Below are 20,425 nucleotides of genomic sequence, written 5' to 3' on the forward strand. Positions count from 1 at the left end.
ATGAAATTGGCAACACTCACTAAATTCTTTTAATGCTTTTCTATGTTTTCTTTTTTCGTTTGATCGTTTAAAGCATGATCAGTTGCAATCGTTGTTGTTGAGTAAAAACTCTTTCTTATAAATCTTCTTCAGTATACTTATAGATTATGTAATCCCCTTTTCAATCAGAATAATCATACATAGAAAATGCGAAAGTCTGGTTAAGCATTAGACCGAAACTTAAAGTTAATGTTAGAATTATTGTAAATACGTATTTTTTACCATAAAAACCTCTCCTGAAAAAAGGCTAACAAGAAATAAGTGGTATTTTAAAGTGTTTTTGAAAAAATCATAGGAGTGTTTTAAAGAATGGATAACCCAAAAATCTTACAATTAATCAGAACTATTATTTTAGTAATTTCTCTTTACTTCTTACTCATACAAGAAGAAATATCTTTTTTTATCGGAGGAATAATCTTTTTTGTAATCTTTGAAGTTTTTATAAGGCATAAGAAAAAAAGGTATAAAAACTAATAGTAGAAAAAGAACGCTTATCATAGCGTTCTTTTTTTCGAATTCAACTACCTTAATGGCACATTATCGCTAAGGTGATTAAGAGTGTCTTTCGTTTTATTCCACTTAGATTTAAGAATAAAAAAAGCAAGAAAGAGGGTGAGACAAAGCAAAATCCCTTTACTCAAAATACGAATAATCTTCTCGCATGAAAAAGTGGAAGAGCACCGCACCTGAAATATACTCACTTTCCGCTGGCACGGATTCAGCTAACTAGGATAAGCAAATTTCGCTTTCCGAGTGGATCTTCAGTTCGAAATGTTCCCGTAGGAGTCTCGCATATTTCAGGTGCTTAATTACGTTTCTCGGAAAAATAACTGAACCATAATTGACTATACCTCTATAATGGTTCGTTCGGTTATTATACTGCTTATTTTTGTCACAGCCTCAGCAAACTTGACTTGTGGATAGTGTGTTGTACACTGGTTATCCACAGGTGGATAACCAATAGTTTGTTGATAAGTAAGTTTTTACTAGTGTTCATTTTTTTGTAGGTGTGATATTCTATTAAGTTAGTGACATTATTTTTTAAAATAGGAATGGTATTAATTTATATATAGATAGAAAAACTAATTTGGAGGTGAAAATAATGGAACTAGATACAATTGCCGCAATTTCAACGCCATTAGGTGAAGGAGCAATCGCGATTGTCCGATTAAGTGGAGATCAAGCGATTTCTATCGCAAACAAAATTTTTAACGGTGCTGACCTAACAACGGTTGATTCTCATACGATCAATTATGGGAAAATCATCGATCCAGATACAGAACAAATGGTAGAAGAGGTAATGGTAAGCATCATGCGTGGACCAAGAACCTTTACCCGAGAAGATGTCATTGAAATTAATTGTCATGGTGGATTAGCGTCGGTAAACCGACTGCTGGAACTTGTCTTACAACTGGGGGCAAGATTAGCAGAACCAGGTGAATTTACGAAACGAGCATTTTTGAATGGACGAATTGACTTATCTCAAGCAGAAGCTGTAATGGACCTAATTCGTGCGAAAACTGACAAAGCGATGGGAGTTGCTTTGAAACAATTAGATGGAAAGCTCTCCAAATTCATTCATCGCTTACGAGCAAATTTAATTGAGTCCGTTGCTCATGTTGAAGTGAATATCGACTATCCAGAATATGATGATGTGGAAGAAATGACTCAGGGAATTATGTTAGAGAAAATTGAGGAAGTCTCTCAAGAAATAGCAAGATTATTGGCGATGGCGAAGCAAGGGAAGATCTTACGAGAAGGTATTTCAACCGCTATCATCGGTCGACCAAATGTCGGGAAATCTTCGTTAATGAATGCCTTGGTTCATGAGAATAAGGCCATTGTTACTGACGTTCCAGGGACAACACGTGACGTGATTGAGGAATATGTCAATGTTCGTGGGGTGCCACTCCGATTGGTTGATACGGCAGGAATTCGTGATACCGATGATATAGTTGAAAAAATTGGTGTAGAACGATCTCGCCAGGTTTTAAAAGAAGCGGATTTAATTTTGTTAGTGCTTAATAACAATGAGCCGTTGTCAGAACAAGATCTACAATTATTTGATTTAGTGAAAGACCTCGAATGCATTGTGTTGATTAATAAAACAGACTTACCAAATAAAGTGGATAAAGAACAAGTAGAAAGTTTAGCAAAGGATTTTCCGATCATTACAACTTCTTTAATTGAAGAAGAGGGGCTAGATCAATTAGAAGAAGCCATTGCAAAGACGTTCTTTACCGGCAATATCGAATCAGATGATTTATCTTATGTTTCTAATGTAAGGCATATTCAACTTTTAAAGCAATCGCTACATTCATTAGCTGATGCTAGGGGAGCGATAGAAGCAGGGATGCCAATGGATTTGGTTCAAATCGATGTAACAAGAACGTGGCAGTTATTAGGAGAAATCATTGGTGATACGGTACAAGATAGCTTAATTGATCAATTATTTTCACAGTTTTGCTTAGGAAAATAGAAAGGCTAAATGCTATTTAGCGAATAAAGGAGAGAAGAAAAATGGTATATGATGCAGGACACTTTGATGTCATTGTTATTGGAGCGGGTCATGCAGGTGTAGAAGCTGCCAACGCTGCGGTAAAGCGTGGGGCGAAGACATTAATGCTTACCTTGAATTTAGATATGGTTGCCTTTATGCCGTGTAATCCATCGATCGGAGGACCTGCTAAAGGCGTTGTTGTTAGAGAAATGGATGTTTTGGGTGGTTTAATGGGGAAAGTAATCGACAAAACAAACATCCAAATGAGAATGTTAAACACAGGAAAAGGTCCTGCTGTTCGTGCGTTACGAGCGCAAGCAGATAAACCTTTATATATTCAAGAAATGAAATACCAATTAGAGAAGTTAGAGAAATTAACTATGAGACAAGCGATGGTAGAACAATTGATTGTAGAAGACGGAGTGTGTAAAGGGGTAATTACAGAAACGAAAGCGGCTTATTACGCAAAATCCGTTGTTATTACAACAGGAACATTTATGCGTGGTCGTGTCATCATCGGAGATATGTCTTATGAAAGTGGCCCGAACAACCAACGACCATCGGTGAAATTATCGGAGCATCTAGAGGAATTAGGTTTTCAGTTGGTGCGATTTAAAACAGGAACACCTCCTCGTGTGAATAGCAGAACGATTGATTATGATAAAACAGAAATTCAACCAGGAGATGAAGTGCCAAGTAGTTTTTCTTATGAAACAAAAACAACGATTACAGATCAAATTCCATGTTGGTTGACGTATACAAATGAGAAAACGCATCAAATTATCAATGATAATTTGGGATTATCTGCGATGTATTCTGGGATGATTAAAGGTACGGGTCCTCGTTATTGTCCATCTATAGAGGATAAAATTGTTCGTTTTCATGATAAACCAAGACATCAAATTTTCTTAGAGCCTGAAGGAAGAGATACAGAAGAAGTGTATGTGCAGGGGTTATCTACTTCCTTGCCTGAATTCGTCCAACATGAGATTTTACGATCTATTCCTGGTTTAGAAAAAACAGAAATTATGCGACCGGGTTATGCAATCGAATATGATGCCGTCGTTCCTACTCAGCTATGGCCGACTTTGGAAGTGAAGAATATTTCTGGATTATTCACTGCCGGCCAAATCAACGGAACTTCTGGATATGAAGAGGCTGGTGCACAAGGGTTAATGGCTGGAATTAATGCAGCTGCTAAAGCATTAGAAAAAGATACGTTAATTCTTGATCGTTCGCAAGCATATATTGGCGTGTTAATTGATGATCTTGTAACGAAAGGGACCAACGAGCCTTATCGTTTATTGACTTCAAGAGCAGAATACCGTTTGTTGTTGCGTCATGATAATGCGGATATTCGTTTATCAGACATTGCTTACCAACTAGAGCTTATATCAGAAGAACGCTACAAAAACTATCAAGCAAAAATGATGATGATTGCTGAAGAGAAGAAGCGGTTAGCGAAAGCAACCATTAAACCTTCGGAAGACTTGGAGAACTTAATGGCTGAAATCGGTGGTACAACGTTAAGGGAGCCAACAAAAGCAGCAGAACTTTTAAAGCGACCAGAAGTTTCGTATGCGTTTATTGAAAAAATTGTACCAGCTGAAAGAGATTTGCCGTATGATGTGAAAGAGCAAATCGAAATTCAATACAAATACCAAGGTTATATTGAAAAATCAAATCAACAAGTAGATCGTATGAAAAAAATGGAGAATAAAGTAATACCAGATAATATTGATTATGATGCAATTAGTGGATTAGCAACCGAAGCAAAGCAAAAACTAAAAACTGTTCGCCCGTTGTCGGTTGGACAAGCATCAAGAATATCTGGGGTAAATCCAGCGGATGTTTCTATTTTACTTGTTTACATTGAACAAGGAAGTATTGCTAAAATATAGTGATCCGTGTAGGCTAGTTATTTCATAAAAAGATATCAATTCGAGCATAGTAAAGAGAAGAGTTAATCATTATTGGAAAGGGTGATTTTATTTGGATGCGCAGTTGTTTGTGGAAAAATTATCGGAGAAGGGCATTTCTTTATCAGAACAACAAGTAGAGCAATTCTCTATCTACTTTCAAACACTAGTAGAGTGGAATGATAAAATTAATTTAACGGCAATTACAGATAAACCGGAAGTGTATCTAAAACATTTTTATGATTCATTAACCGCTGCTTTTTATCACGATTTCACCAAAGAATTACACATTTGTGATGTAGGAGCAGGGGCAGGGTTTCCGAGTATCCCGTTAAAAATCTGTTTTCCGCAATTGAAGGTAACCATTGTTGATTCATTAAATAAACGTATTACATTTTTAAATCATCTAGCCAATCAGTTGGAGTTGTCGGGGGTAGCATTTTATCATGATCGCGCAGAAACATTTGGTCAAAATAAGCAATTCAGGCATGCTTTTGATGTTGTGATGGCAAGAGCGGTAGCAAGAACATCTGTGTTAAGTGAATTATGCCTTCCTTTATGTAAAACGGGAGGAACTTTTATTGCAATGAAGGGTCCGCATGCACAAGAAGAGCTAGAAGATGCAAAAAATGCCATTGCTTTACTAGGGGCTGAAGTAAGAGAAATACACACACTTGCCTTACCGAATGATAACGGAGAAAGAAACATCGTATTGATGGAAAAGAAAAGAAAAACACCAAAACAGTATCCAAGAAAACCTGGTGTTCCGAACAAAACACCGTTGCAATAATGAGAGATAGATTTTTATGAATCAATTACGAATTTGCAGGATTATATGATAGAATAGTAGAAGTATAATATACTAGATCGGTATAGCGGAAAAGGTAAATTTTGTAATAAACTAAAGGTTCAGATCGCTTCATCGGTAAATGCTGAGCTGTTATCGTGGATCAACCGTTCGTAAGGTGCCGACTTCACAACAACAAGAAAATGAAAGTAGTTGTTTTAGTAGGTGGAACTTACCATGCCATCCCGAAGGACTCAAAGACCTTTATGATTAACGAGCAGTGGGGAACACCTAAAAACCCTTACTGGTTGAAGTCCCGATTTACAACATTTCAATGTAAAAATTCATTGCTATACACAAAATGTTTCACGTGAAACATTTTGTGTATAGTGTTTACATAGCAAAGGTTTCATGCTTCATAGGAAGGAATGGAATACGAAAAAAGGTGGTGTTTATTATGTTATCCCCATTCAGTCGAATTTTTGGTATGGGTGAAAAACCAAGTGAGGTTGAGGAGGAATCCTATTTATCTAGCGAGGTTATTCAAATACCAATAAAAGATATTGAGCCTAACCGTTTTCAACCACGTTCTATTTTTAATGATGAGAAAATAGCAGAGTTAGCACAAACGATTCGTACACACGGGATGATTCAACCGATCGTGGTTCGTAAACGTGATAACTTGAATAACAAGTATGAAATTATTGCTGGAGAAAGAAGATGGCGCGCAGTAACTTCATTATCTTGGGAAAATGTTCCGGCTATTATTCGTGATATGAATGATAAAGAAACAGCTTCTGTTGCATTGATTGAAAACTTACAGCGTGAAGAATTAACGGTTATTGAAGAAGCGAAAGCCTATGAACGTCTATTGGAAATCCACCAGTTGACGCAAGAGGCGTTGGCCCAACGATTAGGTAAGAGTCAATCCACCATTGCGAATAAAATGAGATTGTTGAAATTACCAGACAGTGTCCAAAATGCGATCATGACGAAGAAAATAACGGAAAGACATGCTCGAGCACTTATTATTTTAAAAGATGAAGAAAAACAAGAGCTACTTCTAAATGAAATTATCGAAAAACAGTTAAATGTAAAACAAACAGAAGAGCGAATTGAAAAAATGATGAGTGAAACACCGAAAAAGAAAAAACCGAAATTAAAAGGTGTTAACAAAGACATGAGAATTGCCATGAACACGATTAGACAATCATTAAATATGGTATCTGATACTGGTATTGCTCTAGAAACGGATGAGCAAGATCTAGCGGATTATTATCAAATTACGATAAAAATTCCTAAAAACAAAAAATAAATGAAACTGTTTGTAAAAACTCCACTATATAAGTAGATAATGGAGTTTTTTTGTGTACTATAATGGGTTTCGTTTAGCAAATAGATTGATCATTTTTGCAGTTTTTCTATGATTTTAAATTAAAATTCTATCTATCTATAAATTTCAATGTATATTTGAAAAAAAAGTGATAGAATAGAAAGGAAAGAGTTATGATTAGGTAGGTGACACCATGGGGAAAATAATCGCCGTAGCAAATCAAAAAGGCGGCGTAGGAAAAACTACATCTGCAGTTAATTTAAGTGCGTGTTTAGCACATTTGGACTATAAAGTTTTGTTAGTTGATATCGATCCACAAGGAAATGCAACAAGTGGGGTAGGTGTGAATAAAGCAGACATAGACCGGTGTATTTATAATGTGCTTGTGGAAGACATGCGTGCTGACGAAGTTAGTGTTCCTACAACGGTAAAAAATTTAGATGTTATACCGGCAACGATTCAATTAGCTGGCGCAGAGATTGAATTAGTACCGACGATTTCAAGAGAAGTACGATTAAAAAAGGCGCTAGATTCTTCCGTAGAAAAATATGATTTTATCATCATCGATTGTCCGCCATCATTAGGATTATTGACGCTTAATTCTTTAACGGCAGCCGATAGCGTTTTAATTCCAGTACAATGTGAGTACTACGCACTGGAAGGGTTGAGTCAATTGTTAAATACAATTCGATTGGTGCAAAAACACTTGAATAAACATTTGATGATTGAAGGTGTATTGCTAACTATGTTAGATGCGCGGACGAACTTAGGGCTTCAAGTGATTGACGAAGTAAAGAAATATTTTCGGGATAAAGTATATCAATCGATCATTCCTAGAAATGTACGATTGGGAGAGGCACCGAGTCATGGGCAGCCGATTATTACTTATGATCCAAAATCACGAGGTGCCGATGTGTATCTTGATTTAGCGAAGGAAGTGATTGAAAATGGTGAGAGGATTAGGGAAAGGAATTAATGCTTTTTTTCCAGAACTAGAAGATGTAGAAGAAGATAAAATTCAAGAAGTGAATATTAAGGATATTCGCCCAAACCCATATCAACCGAGGAAAACGTTTCAAGTAGAAGCTATTGAAGAATTAAAAACTTCGATCCTTGAATTTGGGATTATCCAGCCATTGCTTGTTAGAGAATCAATTAAAGGTTTTGAAATCATTGCAGGGGAACGTAGATTTCGGGCAGCCAAAGAAGCGGGACTTGAAACGGTTCCAGTCATCGTTAAGAAGTTAACAGATCAAAAAATGACAGAACTTGCATTGTTGGAGAACTTACAACGAGAAGATTTAACCCCGATTGAAGAAGCTCAAGCATATGCAAACTTAATGAAATCTTATCAAATGACGCAAGATGAACTAGCGAAAAAGCTAGGGAAAAGCAGACCACACATTGCAAACTTAGTTCGATTGTTACAATTGCCAATACAAGTAACCGCATTGATTAACAATGGTGAATTATCTATGGGGCATGGGAGAGCGTTATTAGGTTTGAAAGCTAAAGATAAATTACAAGCGGTTGTAAAAAAAGTTCAAAAAGAACAATTGAACGTTAGACAAATAGAACAATTAATTCAACAGCTAAATGAAAAAGAACCAAAACAAAAGAAACAGGCTAACAAAAAAGATATTTTCCTAGTAGAAAGAGAAAATTTGTTGAGAGATCAGTTAGGTACGAGTGTGAAGATCCATCAAGGAAAGAAAAAAGGGAAAATAGAAATTGAATTCTTCTCCACAGAAGATTTGAATAGAATTGTTGATTTGTTTCAAAGTTAGATAATATATTCATCTGGTGTAGGCTTAATTAGCTTCCACCAGTTTTTTTATGAAGAGAACAAATAATACATTTACATAGAATGTTTCACGTGAAACATTTAGGGTGGAGGGATGATAATATGGCATTACTAGGCACCTTAGTCAATGGGTTTGCAATAATTATCGGCACTGTTTTGGGCTTGTTTTTTAAAAATATCCCAGAAAAACAAAAGGAAACAATCTTAAGTGGTGTTGCACTTGTGGTCATACTTATTGGGTTGGATATGGCTTTACAAGTAAACCACATTATCATTGTCATATTAAGTATGATGATGGGAGCCGTGATCGGAGAAGCAATTGATTTAGATAGAAAATTAAATAAGATTGGTGCTAGGGTGGAAAGACTGATTTCGAATAAAGAAATGGATTCGAGAATCTCTCAAGGTTTTATAACCGCAAGCTTAATATTTGTTGTTGGTGCAATGGGAGTTATCGGTGCATTAGATGGCGGATTACGGAATGATCATGGTGTACTACTAACAAAGTCGATTCTTGATGGTTTTACTGCTCTCGTATTAACAACCACCTTAGGAATAGGAGTTATCTTCTCTGCTATTCCTGTCGTGATTTATCAAGGAAGTATTGCGCTATTAGCTACCTTCATTTATCGATGGATACCAGCTACCTTTCTTGACGCCTTTATTGTCGAAATGACTGCAATAGGAGGGCTTTTAATTGTCGCCATTGGATTGAACATGCTTTCAATTACGAAGATTCGTGTGGCAAACTTACTACCTTCATTACTAATTGTAGGTATGCTGTTGTCGATCTATCAATATTTTTTCTAGATCAGCTAAGACGTTTATACAACTTTCGCTCAATTTCTGCAGCATAATTTCGATGGAGGTGATGTAAAGATTTTGAGATAAGTTCTGCTAACTCCATAACAAGATGTAAGCGAGTGTTTTGCAAAGTTAAATAGTCAACTGGAGTACTTGCGTTCACAATACCAGTTATATGAAGATCTCCAACCGGTGGTAAATCCTTTTTTAGTGCAAGGCCAGGTCGAACTGCTCCAATGCCAGCTTTAATGGAACCAATAGAAGATTGTCTGCCGAGACAAGCATCTATCGCGATGATGAACGGTTCTTTATGATTATTACGAATGGCTGTTAAAGTGTCTGCCAAATTTAGGGCGTGAACAGGTTTTTTTAATGTACCGTAAATAGAAAAATGAGGTTGTTTCCACCTAGATAATAAAGAACCAGTAATTGGTCCAAGGGCATCGCCAGTCGAACGATCTGTACCAATACAAACAATAACGATTTCTCTATCTTCATCCGGTAACCATTGCATTACAAAATCACTGATCGAACGATAAATGAGGGGTGTTTGATAATGCCACCTCTCTTCCGTTTGTTTCGGTTCATTTTGATTACCTAGATTCATAGTTCGGCCTCCTAAAACATATTTGTATTAGTATACGGAAGAATGGCTCTTTCTATACACGCAAAATTTAGGAGTGAACAAAATGGTCAAATCAGGATTGAAATGGGTGTTTTTAATTGTAGGTACAATGATTGGTGCCGGCTATGCATCAGGTAGGGAATTATGGCAATTTTTTGGCCCGGAAAGTGGACTAGCTATACTCCTGTTTGCGGTTCTGTTTATCATCAGTTGTCAGTCCATCCTCATGATCAGTTATCGTTTGAAGACAACGCACTATTTACCAGTGTTAAGTAATTTAGTAGGGAAGAGGTTTGCTAAACTGTATGATGGGATGATCATTATTTATCTCTTTTCTACTACGGTAATTATGTTAGCTGGAAGTGGGGTGACGGTACAAGCTTATCGTTTGCCAACATGGTTTGGTATTTTGTTAATCGCATGTTTGTTGATTGTTGTTTTTCAATGGGATATCAAAGGTGTACTTGTACTTAATAGTTTTATTTTACCCTTGTTAATAACAGGGCTAGTAAGTGTACTTATTTCTTTTGTAAGTAAAAATGGTTTTGTATTCGAAAACTTATTAATTAATCAAAGTAATTGGTTAGCGGCATTTCCCTTCACAGCTTTAAATATCTTGCCACTGATAGCTGTAATCGGAGCGATTGGTTCTCAAATCGAACATAAAAAAGAAACATATGTCGCCAGTATAGGAAGTGGACTTATTTTAGGTTCAATATCCATGCTGTACAATAGTAGTTTGTTGCAAATTGCTGATCAGATTATATCGTTTGAAATGCCATTGTTCGGAATCCTTGCTTATTATCCCTATACGATGTTTCTATTTATCACCGTTTTATTATGGTTCGCCATTTTCACTACAGCAGTGACAGGCACACTAGGATTAGTTACACGAATCCACAATACGTTCCCAATACCTTTATCAAAATTAGTAATCATTATTGTGATCTTGATGTTACCGTTAACGAGTTTAGGGTTTCAGACATTAATAGAGGTCTTATATCCGTTATATGGTGTGTTGAATCTATATGTTTTAGCAAATTTATTGCTTTATCCAATACTTCACCGATACAAACTTGCTGAAAAATGATAAAATACTAGTGGATACGTATTGTTGTAAATGAACGTTTTGAAATAGGAGGTCTTGCAAGATGGAAAAACACTTTCAATTGAATGATGTTGTTCAGATGAAAAAGCCCCATCCATGTGGGGAAAACCGATGGAAGATTATTCGTATGGGGATGGATATTCGAATTAAGTGTGAGGGTTGTGGACATAGTGTAATGATCCCTAGAAAAAAATTTGAAAGCAAGCTAAAAAAAGTCCTTCATACAGCTGAGTAAGATTGTTTCACATGAAACATTTTATAATCAGTATAAAATGAACTTTTTATGGTCCTTCATCAAATGATAATTGTAAAAGCGTAAGTAGAAAATAGAGAAGTGAAGAACAAAATAGATATGAAAGTTAATTTTTATTCACTTGTCAATTGGATTAGCAATAACTATAATTGGTATGAATTAAACGTTCATATGAGCGGTATACCCTTAAGGAGTGAAAGTTTTATGGCATTGACAGCAGGAATTGTTGGCTTACCTAATGTAGGGAAATCAACGTTATTTAACGCGATTACTCAGGCGGGAGCTGAGTCAGCAAACTATCCATTTTGTACAATTGATCCGAATGTAGGTATCGTTGAAGTACCAGATCACCGTCTAGACAAATTAACGGAATTAGTGAATCCAAAAAAGACGATACCAACAGCATTTGAATTCACAGATATTGCAGGAATTGTTAAAGGAGCGAGTAAGGGAGAAGGACTAGGAAACCAATTCTTGTCTCATATTCGTCAAGTTGACGCCATCTGTCATGTCGTTCGTTGTTTTCAAGATGATAATATCACACATGTTTCTGGGACGGTAGATCCGATTGCAGATATTGAAACGATTAATCTAGAATTGATCTTAGCTGATCTAGAAACGGTCTCGAAGCGATTGCAACGCGTCGAGAAATTGGCACGTCAAAAAGATAAAGAAGCGGTAATTGAATTTGATATTTTAGCAAAATTAAGAGATGCATTTGAAGAAGAAAAGCCAGCGCGTTCGGTATCTTTCACTGATGAACAACAAAAATATGTAAAAGGTTTACACCTGTTAACGAGTAAACCAGTGCTTTATGTAGCTAATGTTGGGGAGGACGAGCTGTTAGAAGCAGAAAATAACCCGAATGTGCAAAAAGTACGAGAATTTGCAGCTGAAGAAAGAGCAGAAGTAATTGTGATTAGTGCAAAGGTTGAATCAGAAATTGCGGAACTAGATGGTGAAGAAAAAGAAGAGTTCCTTGAAGAGTTAGGGATCCCTGAATCAGGACTTGATCAACTAATTAAGGCAACTTATACATTATTAGGATTGGCAACTTACTTTACTGCGGGAGAGCAAGAAGTTCGCGCTTGGACATTTACAAAAGGAATCAAAGCACCTCAAGCAGCCGGAATTATTCATACAGACTTCGAACGCGGGTTTATCCGGGCAGAGACTGTGTCCTATTCAGACCTTGTTGAAACAGGATCCATGAGTGGTGCAAGAGAAAAAGGGAAAGTTCGGTTAGAAGGTAAAGAATACTTGGTGAAAGATGGAGATGTTATTCATTTCCGTTTTAATGTGTAAGCCTGGATCATTATTCAGTTAATCAATCAGATGTATGTGTTATTTGGTAAAATTTCATCAATTTCTTGCTTATTTACTAAACCTTTGCTATAATAATTGCTTGTGAGTAATGAACAATTATTACTCCTTGTTCTTCGTGAAACGCGGAGAGCCGCTAAGACCAAAAGGAGGTGCAAACGGATGAGAAAATATGAAATTATGTACATCATCCGCCCAAACATTGAGGAAGATGCAAAAACTGCAGTAGTTGAACGTTTCAACAAAATCCTTACTGATAATGGTGCGGAAATTGAAAAAGTTGAAGAAAAAGGCAAGAAGCGTCTTGCTTATGAAATCAATGATTTTCGTGATGGTTACTATTTAGTGATTAATTTTAAAGGCGATGAAAAAGCAATTAATGAATTTGATCGTTTAGCGAAATTCTCTGACGATATTATTCGTCATATTGCAATTCGCGAAGACGAACAATAAGGAGGGGTTCTCATGTTAAATCGTGTCGTACTTGTCGGCAGGTTAACGAAGGATCCAGACTTACGCTATACTGCAAGTGGAGTTGCAGTAGCTAATTTCACCATAGCTGTAAATAGACCTTTTTCGAACCAACAAGGAGATCGAGAAGCAGATTTTATTAACTGTGTCGTTTGGAGAAAACCAGCAGAAAATTTGGCAAACTATATGAGTAAAGGGAGCCAAATTGGTGTAGACGGACGTATTCAAACAAGATCTTTTGATGGACAAGATGGGAAACGCGTGTATGTTACAGAAGTGGTTGCAGACTCTGTACAATTTCTAGAGTCAAAAGGCGGTAGTGGGTCTAACACGAATAGTGGCGGACAAGGGTCTGGAAGTTATCGTTCAGAACAGAACCAAAACCAAGCGCCTAACCATAACCAACAACAATCTTCAAATGGTTCTAGCCCGTTTGATAACAACGCAGAACCTATTGATATATCAGATGATGATTTACCATTCTAATTAGTAAAGGAGTGTTTTAGATGGCAGCTCGTCGCGGTGGACGTTCAAAACGTCGTAAAGTGTGTTTCTTCACAGCGAATGGAATTACACACATCGATTATAAAGATGTTGACTTGCTAAGAAGATTCGTTTCAGAACGCGGAAAAATTCTTCCTCGTCGTGTAACAGGAACTTCAGCAAAATATCAACGTAAATTAACAAGAGCAATTAAACGCGCGCGTCAAATGGCTTTATTGCCATTCGTAGGCGAATAATACGAAAAACCATTCAATACTGATAGTCTACCTTAGACCATCAATAATTGGATGGTTTTTTTTGCAAGATAAGAAAGTTTGAAAAAAATTAGCTTTATGGTGATATTTTATTGTGTTTTATTATTAAATAGATGCCAATAGATTTTCAAGTATCACAGTAGGGTCTGATGGTTGCTTTATAACAAGATAAGAAAGTTTAAGAAAATTAGCTCTATGACGATATTTTTAGGTGGTGTTTTTCTTTCAATAGATGTAAAAGAATTAATAGTATAACAATAGGGTATGATAGTTGTATTCTTAGCATTTTTTTTTTTAAGATATCAGATGAAAAATTCCTATTTTGATAAATTCCCACTAGTTTCCGTAATATAATGAAGACTTATTTATTCAAATCTGAACAAGTTCATGTTAAAATTTATAGGAATGCTAATTCTAGCAATAGCAGACTACGTATAATTGTAGTGTGGAATTTGTGTTACTAACTTAAAAAAAATTCACAGATAGAAAGGAAGGGTGTCGCATGTTTCTTTTAAAAGGAAAAAGAGAAGGCGCTCAAACAGAAGAGAGGAAGCACCGTACCGAGCATAGACCGATCGAAGAGGCTTCTGTTCCATCAACATTGATTTACCCACTATCCATGCACATTGGAGCCCCAGCAACACCTCTTGTTGAAGAAGGAGATAAGGTGAAAATTGGCACGCTAATCGCTGAAAAAGCTGGATTTGTTTCAGCGAATATTTATTCCTCCGTTTCAGGTGAAGTAATCGAAATCTCAGATATGAATACGACAAATGGAAAAGGCCCATGTATTGCAATAAAAAATGATTTCCAAGATGAATGGGATGAACCTCTATTTAATGAAGGGGAAGAATTAGATCGCGAGCGAAAATTGAAAATTATCGAGAAAGCTGGGATTGTAGGTATGGGTGGTGCGACTTTTCCAACGTCTGTGAAATTATCACCGCCACCAGAGAAAAAAATCGATACGTTAATTATTAATGGAGCAGAATGTGAGCCATATTCAACTGCTGACCATCGCCTTATGGTAGAGTATGCAAAAGAATTAATAGAAGGGGTTCGCGTTCTATTAGAAATTGTCTCTGCAACGAACGTTTATATCGCAGTAGAATCTAATGGTCACGAAAGTGTTGAAGCATTAAAAAAAGCGATAGGCGATTCAGATTACATTCAGGTCAAAGAACTACCAACGATTTATCCTCAAGGATCAGAAAAGAATTTGATCAAAAATTTAACAGGACGTGAAGTTCCTCCTGGTGGACTGCCAGCAGATGTTCACGTAATGCTTATGAATGTAGCAACAACTTATGCAGTATATGAAGCTGTTCGTTTAGGGAAACCATTAACGAAAAGAATTACAACGGTTTCAGGAGAACCAATCAAGGATCCAAAAAACCTATGGGTACGAATAGGTACGCCAATCGAAGAATTAATCAAAGAGTGCGATGGTTTTCAATCAGCACCAGGAAAAATGATTCATGGTGGACCGATGATGGGGAAACCAATTACATCTGGAAGAGTACCTGTAACTAAAGGAACATCCGTAATTACCTTCTTAGAACCTGAGGAAGTAACCACAGATGAACGAACGGCTTGTATACGCTGTTCGGAATGTTTAAATGTCTGTCCAGTAAGTCTCCAACCAATTCTTATTAGTAACGCATACGAAAATGGAGACATTGATCAAGCGGAACAACTTGGAGCAATGGACTGTATTGATTGTGGTAATTGCTCATATATTTGTCCTTCTAAAATTCCGATTTTGGATAACATTCGATCAGCTAAAATAGAGATCAGGTCAAGGAAGGAGAAAAAGTGATGGAGAAAACTCAATTGTTAAATAAAGATAAATTATCAATCGATGCTGCACCTCATTTATCGTCTAAACGTAGTTCATCTTGGATTATGCAACAAGTATTGATTGCATTGCTCCTTCCAACAGCAGCAGCAGTTTACTTTTTTGGATGGCGCGTGTTACTAATGGTTGCTGTAGGTATCCTATCTTGTGTTGGATTTGAATATCTTTTTCAAAAATGGAAAAAGCAAAAAACAACAATTAAAGATTATAGTGCTGCTGTAACTGGGATGTTATTAGCACTAAGTTTACCAGTGACTGCTCCTTTATGGTCGCTCATTGTTGGTAGTGCATTTGCCATTCTTATTGTAAAACAATTGCCTGGTGGGATTGGAAGAAATGTATTTAATCCAGCAGTTGCAGCACGTGTTATGTTGAAAGTATTCTTTTCACCGTGGATTACAAACTGGATAACACCAGTACCAGATGCTGTGTCTACAGCAACTCCATTAGAGTATATCAGCGATTTCACTCCTTACGTACCAGCAGAAGTTCCAAGTTTAATGGATCTATTTCTTGGTATAGGCCTTGGAGGAAACGTTGGAGAAACTTCTAAATTAGCAATTATATTAGCATTGATATATTTAGCTGTTCGAAAGATCATTAATATAAAAATTCCGATACTCTTTGTTGCAACAGTTGCTATTGTTACATCTATTTATGGAAATTTTCAATTCGACTATATGATGACACATGTGTTAAGTGGAACATTAATCTTTGCAGCTACATTCATGGCCACTGATTATAGTTCTGGACCACTCACCCCTGATGGCAAGACGATATTTGCAATTGGTTGTGGAGTGTTAACGGCAGCCATTCGGATTTTGTTTAACTTCCCAGGCGGGGTTGGTATTGCAATCTTAATTATGAATGCTTGTGTACCAATGATCGATAAACATCTAGCACCGAGAATTTACGGGCATAGAAAACGACCTGTCCGACAACGGAGTGCATAGTTTAAAAGAAAAAACACAGGCAGCTTTTGTTTTAAAAGCTGCCTGTGTTTTTTTGGTGGAATGAAGAAGTCTTGCGTATTTGTGAAGATTGAGCATACCAAGAGACGAGGGATCGATGCACGTAAACTTCAGAGAACGCACGCAAATAAGAAAAGTCGCACGCAAATCTCGCAGAATGCAAACAAATTTCAAAAAAACGACCACACCTCTAGCGTTCCTTATTCAACGGCCTCGATCATTGAATTTCTTTTATAGATAATTCCCAAGCGTAATAGGAAACCGATAGCAGCTCCTGTTAGCCCTAATGATATGCCAATCCAAAAACCAAAAGGTCCGATATCTGTGAACCCAGCAAGTCCATATCCAACCGGAATACCAATGATCCAGTAAGAGACAAAAGAAATATAGAATGGAATTTTCACATCTTTATAACCACGAAGTACCCCTTGCAACCCGGATTGGGCAGCATCAGATAGCTGATATAGAATAGCAATCAAAAACAACTGACTTGCTAGATTGATAACCTCGGGATCATTGGAATAAAGCATCGCGATTTGTTCTCGAAAGAAGAATAGAAAAATTGTAGCAATACCTAATATACCAATTCCGCTAAATACACCAAGAAAGCTGTATTGTTTTGCGGCTTTTAATTTTCCAGCTCCTACAGAGAATCCTACAACAATCGTCAATGCCATCGAAAGGCTAAGCGGAATCATAAATAGTAAGGTGGTAAAGCTTATTACAATTTGATTTGCTGCAATAGTAGTTGTCGAAAACATCATCCCTATTAACAAGGTAACTACCGAAAAAATACTTGCCTCAAAAAAGATCGATAAACCGATCGGAATTCCTATTGATAATTGTTCTTTCCAAGCTGTCCATGATGGTTTTACCCATTTGATAAACAGTTTGTATCCTCTAATTGATCCAAGTCTAAATGTCATCCAAACACTGCTAATAAAGATAATCCAATAGGTTAACGCGGTGGCGTAACCAGCACCAATCCCACCTAAAGCAGGCATACCAAATCTGCCGAAAATCAAACTATAGTTGAACAGAATGTTAAAAGGTACCGCTAAGATAGTTATAAACATTGTAATACGAGTAAAACCTTGCCCATCATAAAAATTACGCAATACGTTAGATAAGAATAGAGGCACAATACCTATCGAAAGACCACCTAAATAGTGAAAAGCAATATGTTCTACTTTTGGATCTAAGTTCATGATCGTTAAAATAGGTGATAATACAATGGTGCCGATAATGATAATCATCAGCGCAATCGTAATCGCTAGATAGATCGCTTGCATAACGGTGTTATGAATTTTATGGTGTTCTTTTTTTCCGATAAAATGAGCGATAATCGGAGTGACGGCAAGCATAATACCGTTCATTCCAGTAAAAACTGGTGACCATAAACTTCCACCAATTGCAACTCCTGCTAAATCCTCTGTACCTACTCGACCAGCCATAATCGTATCAACGAGATTCATCATTGATAAGCTAACTTGGGTAATCATAATTGGCCAGAGGATTCGTAAAAATAATCGTAATTTATCAGTAAAGGTATCTGCATGATACATACAATTACCTCCTTTATTTTCTAATCGTTACGTGTTGGAATAAGACATTCTTGATGTTTCTCACGCATAGAATCATCAAAATAGCTTAGCAAATTTATCCTAAAAAAGCAATGACAATTAAAGGGTTAGGATAAAAATAAAAAACTAGCTAAGTCATGATAGACTTAGCTAGTTTAACGGTTGCTTAGGAATATGGGTAACTTTTTGGAAAAGCTATATTCACGACCAACTCTGAGCGCAAAATACTAGACAACTTCACGAAGCATCTTTGATAAGTAATTAGCAAGACAACCTATCTCGATTCATTCGATTCAGTTGCTAGGCTTTTAATTAGCGTTCACGCTCTTTATAACGTCTAATGCTTCAGTAAGTGTTTTTACTTCATAAGTAGGAGAAACATCTTCAATTAACTGACCATGATGATTAATCCAAATATTTTTGATACCCGCTCGGTTAGAACCGAGAATGTCTGTCATCAAATTATCTCCAACCATAATTACTTCCTTTTTCTCGACCTGAGCTTGCTCAACTGCATAATCAAAAATAGAAGGATCAGGCTTTCCTCGTCCAAATGATCCGGAAATAATAATATGATCAAAATAGCTCTTAATTTCAGGAGTAATCAAAAGTTTCTTCTTTTGCAAAGAAGGCGAGCCATTGGTGAGCAATAATAGTTGATACTCCTCTTTTACTTGCTCTAACACAGAAAATGTATCTTCATAAACAAAAGGATGTTTCTCACGCTCGATAATGAACTGTTCCGCAAGCTGCTCACCTAGAGTAGCATCATCAATTCCACAAGTTTGTAGCCCCTGAATCCATGCGTCTTTTCGATAGGTAGGAACGATCTTATGCATTTGTTGAAAATCTTCACCAGGATCATCAAAGTTTCCCCATAAACCTTCAAATGGATTGATACCAATCATCTTTGTGAAAGGATACGTCGGATAGCTTGCATAAAGTTCTCTTGCAGCTGATCGGACAGCCTCTTCTAATTTTTCTGAATCTACTTCATATTGTTCTTTTGCGATTTCACACGTGGCTTCAAATGCTTTTTTGACACTTTTTTTATCCCAAAGTAATGTGTCATCTAAATCAAAGAAAATAGTTGTTATCATCGGATTTCCCCTTTACGATATGTTATGATATTTATTATAACAAGGATCTATTAATTGTGGCATTTTTTTCGAAAAAGTCCGACAATTAGCAAAGCCTGTTTTGATTTGTCATTTTCGAAAGATATCGCTATAATTGTGGTTACCATAAGAACAATTCCTGAAAAACAGTTGAATCAAGCACAGCACTCCAGCTGTGCTTTTTCTAAGCAAGGAATAGAGGAGCTTAACCTATGCAACAAAATCATATACATCAAATAAAGGAAGGCGTATTATTGGGACTTATTTATCTCATCTTAATCGCTCTAACTTTATTTATACCCGCAATTGAATTAGTAACATTCGTATTATTACCGGTCCCAGTTGTGATTTTTACGTCACGATATGGACAAAAAAAAGCCTTAATATTTGGGCTGTTGATTGCAATTACAACACTACTTTTTACTGTATTTATTTTCTTGATTTCGTTGCCGTTAATATTTTTATCTCTATTAAGTGGTATAATGATGGGAATGGCGATTTATCGTCAGCGTCACCCTTATGAAACATGGGCACAAGGAACATTAGGTATGGCAATTGGGCTTGTCGCATTGTTTTTGCTTGTAGAAACCATAGCAGAGGTTAGTTTCATTACACAATTTCAAGAGACGGTTCGCGAGTCGCTTGCATCGACACAACTCATGTTAGAATCGATCGGCATGCCACTGACAGAAAATGAATTAGCCAGGTGGGAAAATTCAATGCTAGGAATTATTGATTTATTGCCCACGCTATTCCTTGTATTATCGATGGGAATTGCTTTTGTCTCCCAATGGGTTAGCTATCAAATAATCAATCGCCGATCAAAGAGAAACTTAACTTTTCCACCGTTTCATACCTTTTTGTTGCCGAAGATTCTTCTTTGGCTCTACTTTATCACTATTATTGTTAGTTGGTTTAATTTTGGGGAACAAACAATGACAGCAATCATCGTTATCAATGTATCCACATTTTTAGGCTTGTTATTTTCATTACAAGGTTTTTCTTTAATCGTATTTTATTGCAAAATGAAAAATAAACCGAAAATCGTTCCTATCCTAATTATCATCTTTAGCATTATTATTCTCCCAGTAGGTCTTTATCTTGGGAGAATGTTAGGTATAATTGACGTAGGGTTCATGATAAGAAAAAAGCTAACGAATAGGAAATAAAG

The 20,425-nt window shown here is 36.5% G+C and carries 19 protein-coding genes; 16 read left to right on the forward strand and 3 right to left on the reverse strand.

The window, feature by feature from the left end; translation table 11 throughout:
* The first annotated feature begins 1,141 nt into the window (after positions 1–1,141).
* The 7 genes from mnmE (at position 1,142) to OWO01_RS03240 (ending at position 9,192) form a co-directional block, all read left to right on the forward strand.
* Complete coding sequence (gene mnmE / locus OWO01_RS03210; protein ID WP_268778985.1) at positions 1,142–2,518, forward strand: tRNA uridine-5-carboxymethylaminomethyl(34) synthesis GTPase MnmE; 1,377 nt, start codon at positions 1,142–1,144, stop codon at positions 2,516–2,518.
* A gap of 41 nt (positions 2,519–2,559) precedes the next feature.
* Positions 2,560–4,440, forward strand: a complete 1,881-nt coding sequence (gene mnmG, locus OWO01_RS03215; RefSeq protein ID WP_268778986.1) for a tRNA uridine-5-carboxymethylaminomethyl(34) synthesis enzyme MnmG — start codon at positions 2,560–2,562, stop codon at positions 4,438–4,440.
* A gap of 91 nt (positions 4,441–4,531) precedes the next feature.
* Positions 4,532–5,248, forward strand: a complete 717-nt coding sequence (rsmG, locus tag OWO01_RS03220) for a 16S rRNA (guanine(527)-N(7))-methyltransferase RsmG (RefSeq protein WP_268778987.1) — start codon at positions 4,532–4,534, stop codon at positions 5,246–5,248.
* Between the two features lie 454 nt (positions 5,249–5,702).
* Positions 5,703–6,560 (forward strand): nucleoid occlusion protein, encoded by an 858-nt coding sequence (gene noc, locus OWO01_RS03225; protein ID WP_268778988.1) that lies wholly within the window; start codon positions 5,703–5,705, stop codon positions 6,558–6,560.
* Positions 6,561–6,771: 211 nt separating this feature from the next.
* Positions 6,772–7,554 carry a ParA family protein gene (locus tag OWO01_RS03230; protein ID WP_268778989.1) on the forward strand — a complete coding sequence of 261 codons (783 nt, stop codon included), beginning with the start codon at positions 6,772–6,774 and terminating at the stop codon, positions 7,552–7,554.
* On the forward strand, positions 7,526–8,365 hold the full coding sequence (locus OWO01_RS03235; RefSeq protein WP_268778990.1) for a ParB/RepB/Spo0J family partition protein: 840 nt from the start codon (positions 7,526–7,528) through the stop codon (positions 8,363–8,365). Before OWO01_RS03230 ends, OWO01_RS03235 begins: the two co-directional genes overlap by 29 nt.
* Before the next feature lie 119 nt (positions 8,366–8,484).
* Positions 8,485–9,192 carry a DUF554 domain-containing protein gene (locus OWO01_RS03240; protein WP_268778991.1) on the forward strand — a complete coding sequence of 236 codons (708 nt, stop codon included), beginning with the start codon at positions 8,485–8,487 and terminating at the stop codon, positions 9,190–9,192.
* A 1-nt stretch (position 9,193) separates the two neighbouring features.
* Here the strand turns inward: OWO01_RS03240 and yyaC are convergent, their stop codons facing one another.
* Positions 9,194–9,793: a spore protease YyaC gene (yyaC, locus tag OWO01_RS03245; protein WP_268778992.1), complete on the reverse strand. Its 600-nt coding sequence runs from the start codon at positions 9,791–9,793 to the stop codon at positions 9,194–9,196.
* A gap of 82 nt (positions 9,794–9,875) precedes the next feature.
* Here yyaC and OWO01_RS03250 point away from each other — a divergent pair, with 82 nt between their 5' ends.
* The 8 genes from OWO01_RS03250 to OWO01_RS03285 all read left to right on the forward strand — a co-directional run bounded on the left by OWO01_RS03250 (position 9,876) and on the right by OWO01_RS03285 (position 16,535).
* Entirely contained in the window at positions 9,876–10,901 is a 1,026-nt protein-coding gene (locus OWO01_RS03250; RefSeq protein WP_268778993.1) for a YkvI family membrane protein, read from the forward strand.
* A gap of 61 nt (positions 10,902–10,962) precedes the next feature.
* Positions 10,963–11,154, forward strand: a complete 192-nt coding sequence (locus OWO01_RS03255; protein ID WP_268778994.1) for a DUF951 domain-containing protein — start codon at positions 10,963–10,965, stop codon at positions 11,152–11,154.
* Positions 11,155–11,376: 222 nt separating this feature from the next.
* Positions 11,377–12,477, forward strand: a complete 1,101-nt coding sequence (ychF, locus tag OWO01_RS03260) for a redox-regulated ATPase YchF (RefSeq protein WP_268778995.1) — start codon at positions 11,377–11,379, stop codon at positions 12,475–12,477.
* A 180-nt stretch (positions 12,478–12,657) separates the two neighbouring features.
* The gene (rpsF, locus tag OWO01_RS03265) at positions 12,658–12,948 is read left to right on the forward strand and encodes a 30S ribosomal protein S6 (protein ID WP_268778996.1); all 291 of its coding nucleotides are present in this window, start codon (positions 12,658–12,660) and stop codon (positions 12,946–12,948) included.
* A gap of 12 nt (positions 12,949–12,960) precedes the next feature.
* Positions 12,961–13,452 carry a single-stranded DNA-binding protein gene (gene ssb, locus OWO01_RS03270; protein ID WP_268778997.1) on the forward strand — a complete coding sequence of 164 codons (492 nt, stop codon included), beginning with the start codon at positions 12,961–12,963 and terminating at the stop codon, positions 13,450–13,452.
* 20 nt (positions 13,453–13,472) lie between these two features.
* Complete coding sequence (rpsR, locus tag OWO01_RS03275; RefSeq protein ID WP_268778998.1) at positions 13,473–13,706, forward strand: 30S ribosomal protein S18; 234 nt, start codon at positions 13,473–13,475, stop codon at positions 13,704–13,706.
* 520 nt (positions 13,707–14,226) lie between these two features.
* A complete protein-coding gene (gene rsxC, locus OWO01_RS03280) occupies positions 14,227–15,543 on the forward strand; it encodes an electron transport complex subunit RsxC (RefSeq protein WP_268778999.1) in 1,317 nt (438 codons plus the stop codon).
* Entirely contained in the window at positions 15,543–16,535 is a 993-nt protein-coding gene (locus OWO01_RS03285) for an RnfABCDGE type electron transport complex subunit D (protein WP_268779000.1), read from the forward strand. Before rsxC ends, OWO01_RS03285 begins: the two co-directional genes overlap by 1 nt.
* A gap of 218 nt (positions 16,536–16,753) precedes the next feature.
* Here OWO01_RS03285 and OWO01_RS03290 read toward each other — a convergent pair whose 3' ends face one another.
* Together OWO01_RS03290 and OWO01_RS03295 are read right to left on the reverse strand one after the other, a co-directional pair.
* Positions 16,754–18,118: an MATE family efflux transporter gene (locus OWO01_RS03290; RefSeq protein ID WP_268779001.1), complete on the reverse strand. Its 1,365-nt coding sequence runs from the start codon at positions 18,116–18,118 to the stop codon at positions 16,754–16,756.
* A gap of 326 nt (positions 18,119–18,444) precedes the next feature.
* Complete coding sequence (locus tag OWO01_RS03295; RefSeq protein ID WP_268779002.1) at positions 18,445–19,236, reverse strand: HAD family hydrolase; 792 nt, start codon at positions 19,234–19,236, stop codon at positions 18,445–18,447.
* A 230-nt stretch (positions 19,237–19,466) separates the two neighbouring features.
* Here OWO01_RS03295 and OWO01_RS03300 point away from each other — a divergent pair, with 230 nt between their 5' ends.
* Complete coding sequence (locus OWO01_RS03300) at positions 19,467–20,423, forward strand: YybS family protein (RefSeq protein WP_268779003.1); 957 nt, start codon at positions 19,467–19,469, stop codon at positions 20,421–20,423.
* Positions 20,424–20,425 lie beyond the last annotated feature (2 nt).

Source organism: Natronobacillus azotifigens (assembly GCF_026805325.1).
Taxonomy (GTDB): Bacteria; Bacillota; Bacilli; order Bacillales; family Amphibacillaceae; genus Natronobacillus; species Natronobacillus azotifigens.

Excerpts from the sequence above, each read along its gene's own strand:
- ychF (WP_268778995.1), top strand. The coding sequence starts at position 11,377 with ATGGCATTGACAGCAGGAATTGTTGGCTTACCTAATGTAGGGAAATCA.
- noc (WP_268778988.1), top strand. The coding sequence starts at position 5,703 with ATGTTATCCCCATTCAGTCGAATTTTTGGTATGGGTGAAAAACCAAGT.
- OWO01_RS03255 (WP_268778994.1), top strand. The coding sequence starts at position 10,963 with ATGGAAAAACACTTTCAATTGAATGATGTTGTTCAGATGAAAAAGCCC.
- OWO01_RS03235 (WP_268778990.1), top strand. The coding sequence starts at position 7,526 with ATGGTGAGAGGATTAGGGAAAGGAATTAATGCTTTTTTTCCAGAACTA.
- mnmG (WP_268778986.1), top strand. The coding sequence starts at position 2,560 with ATGGTATATGATGCAGGACACTTTGATGTCATTGTTATTGGAGCGGGT.
- OWO01_RS03240 (WP_268778991.1), top strand. The coding sequence starts at position 8,485 with ATGGCATTACTAGGCACCTTAGTCAATGGGTTTGCAATAATTATCGGC.
- yyaC (WP_268778992.1), bottom strand. The coding sequence starts at position 9,793 with ATGAATCTAGGTAATCAAAATGAACCGAAACAAACGGAAGAGAGGTGG.
- rpsR (WP_268778998.1), top strand. The coding sequence starts at position 13,473 with ATGGCAGCTCGTCGCGGTGGACGTTCAAAACGTCGTAAAGTGTGTTTC.
- ssb (WP_268778997.1), top strand. The coding sequence starts at position 12,961 with ATGTTAAATCGTGTCGTACTTGTCGGCAGGTTAACGAAGGATCCAGAC.
- OWO01_RS03295 (WP_268779002.1), bottom strand. The coding sequence starts at position 19,236 with ATGATAACAACTATTTTCTTTGATTTAGATGACACATTACTTTGGGAT.
- OWO01_RS03230 (WP_268778989.1), top strand. The coding sequence starts at position 6,772 with ATGGGGAAAATAATCGCCGTAGCAAATCAAAAAGGCGGCGTAGGAAAA.
- OWO01_RS03300 (WP_268779003.1), top strand. The coding sequence starts at position 19,467 with ATGCAACAAAATCATATACATCAAATAAAGGAAGGCGTATTATTGGGA.
- OWO01_RS03250 (WP_268778993.1), top strand. The coding sequence starts at position 9,876 with ATGGTCAAATCAGGATTGAAATGGGTGTTTTTAATTGTAGGTACAATG.
- OWO01_RS03285 (WP_268779000.1), top strand. The coding sequence starts at position 15,543 with ATGGAGAAAACTCAATTGTTAAATAAAGATAAATTATCAATCGATGCT.
- rpsF (WP_268778996.1), top strand. The coding sequence starts at position 12,658 with ATGAGAAAATATGAAATTATGTACATCATCCGCCCAAACATTGAGGAA.
- mnmE (WP_268778985.1), top strand. The coding sequence starts at position 1,142 with ATGGAACTAGATACAATTGCCGCAATTTCAACGCCATTAGGTGAAGGA.
- OWO01_RS03290 (WP_268779001.1), bottom strand. The coding sequence starts at position 18,118 with ATGTATCATGCAGATACCTTTACTGATAAATTACGATTATTTTTACGA.
- rsxC (WP_268778999.1), top strand. The coding sequence starts at position 14,227 with ATGTTTCTTTTAAAAGGAAAAAGAGAAGGCGCTCAAACAGAAGAGAGG.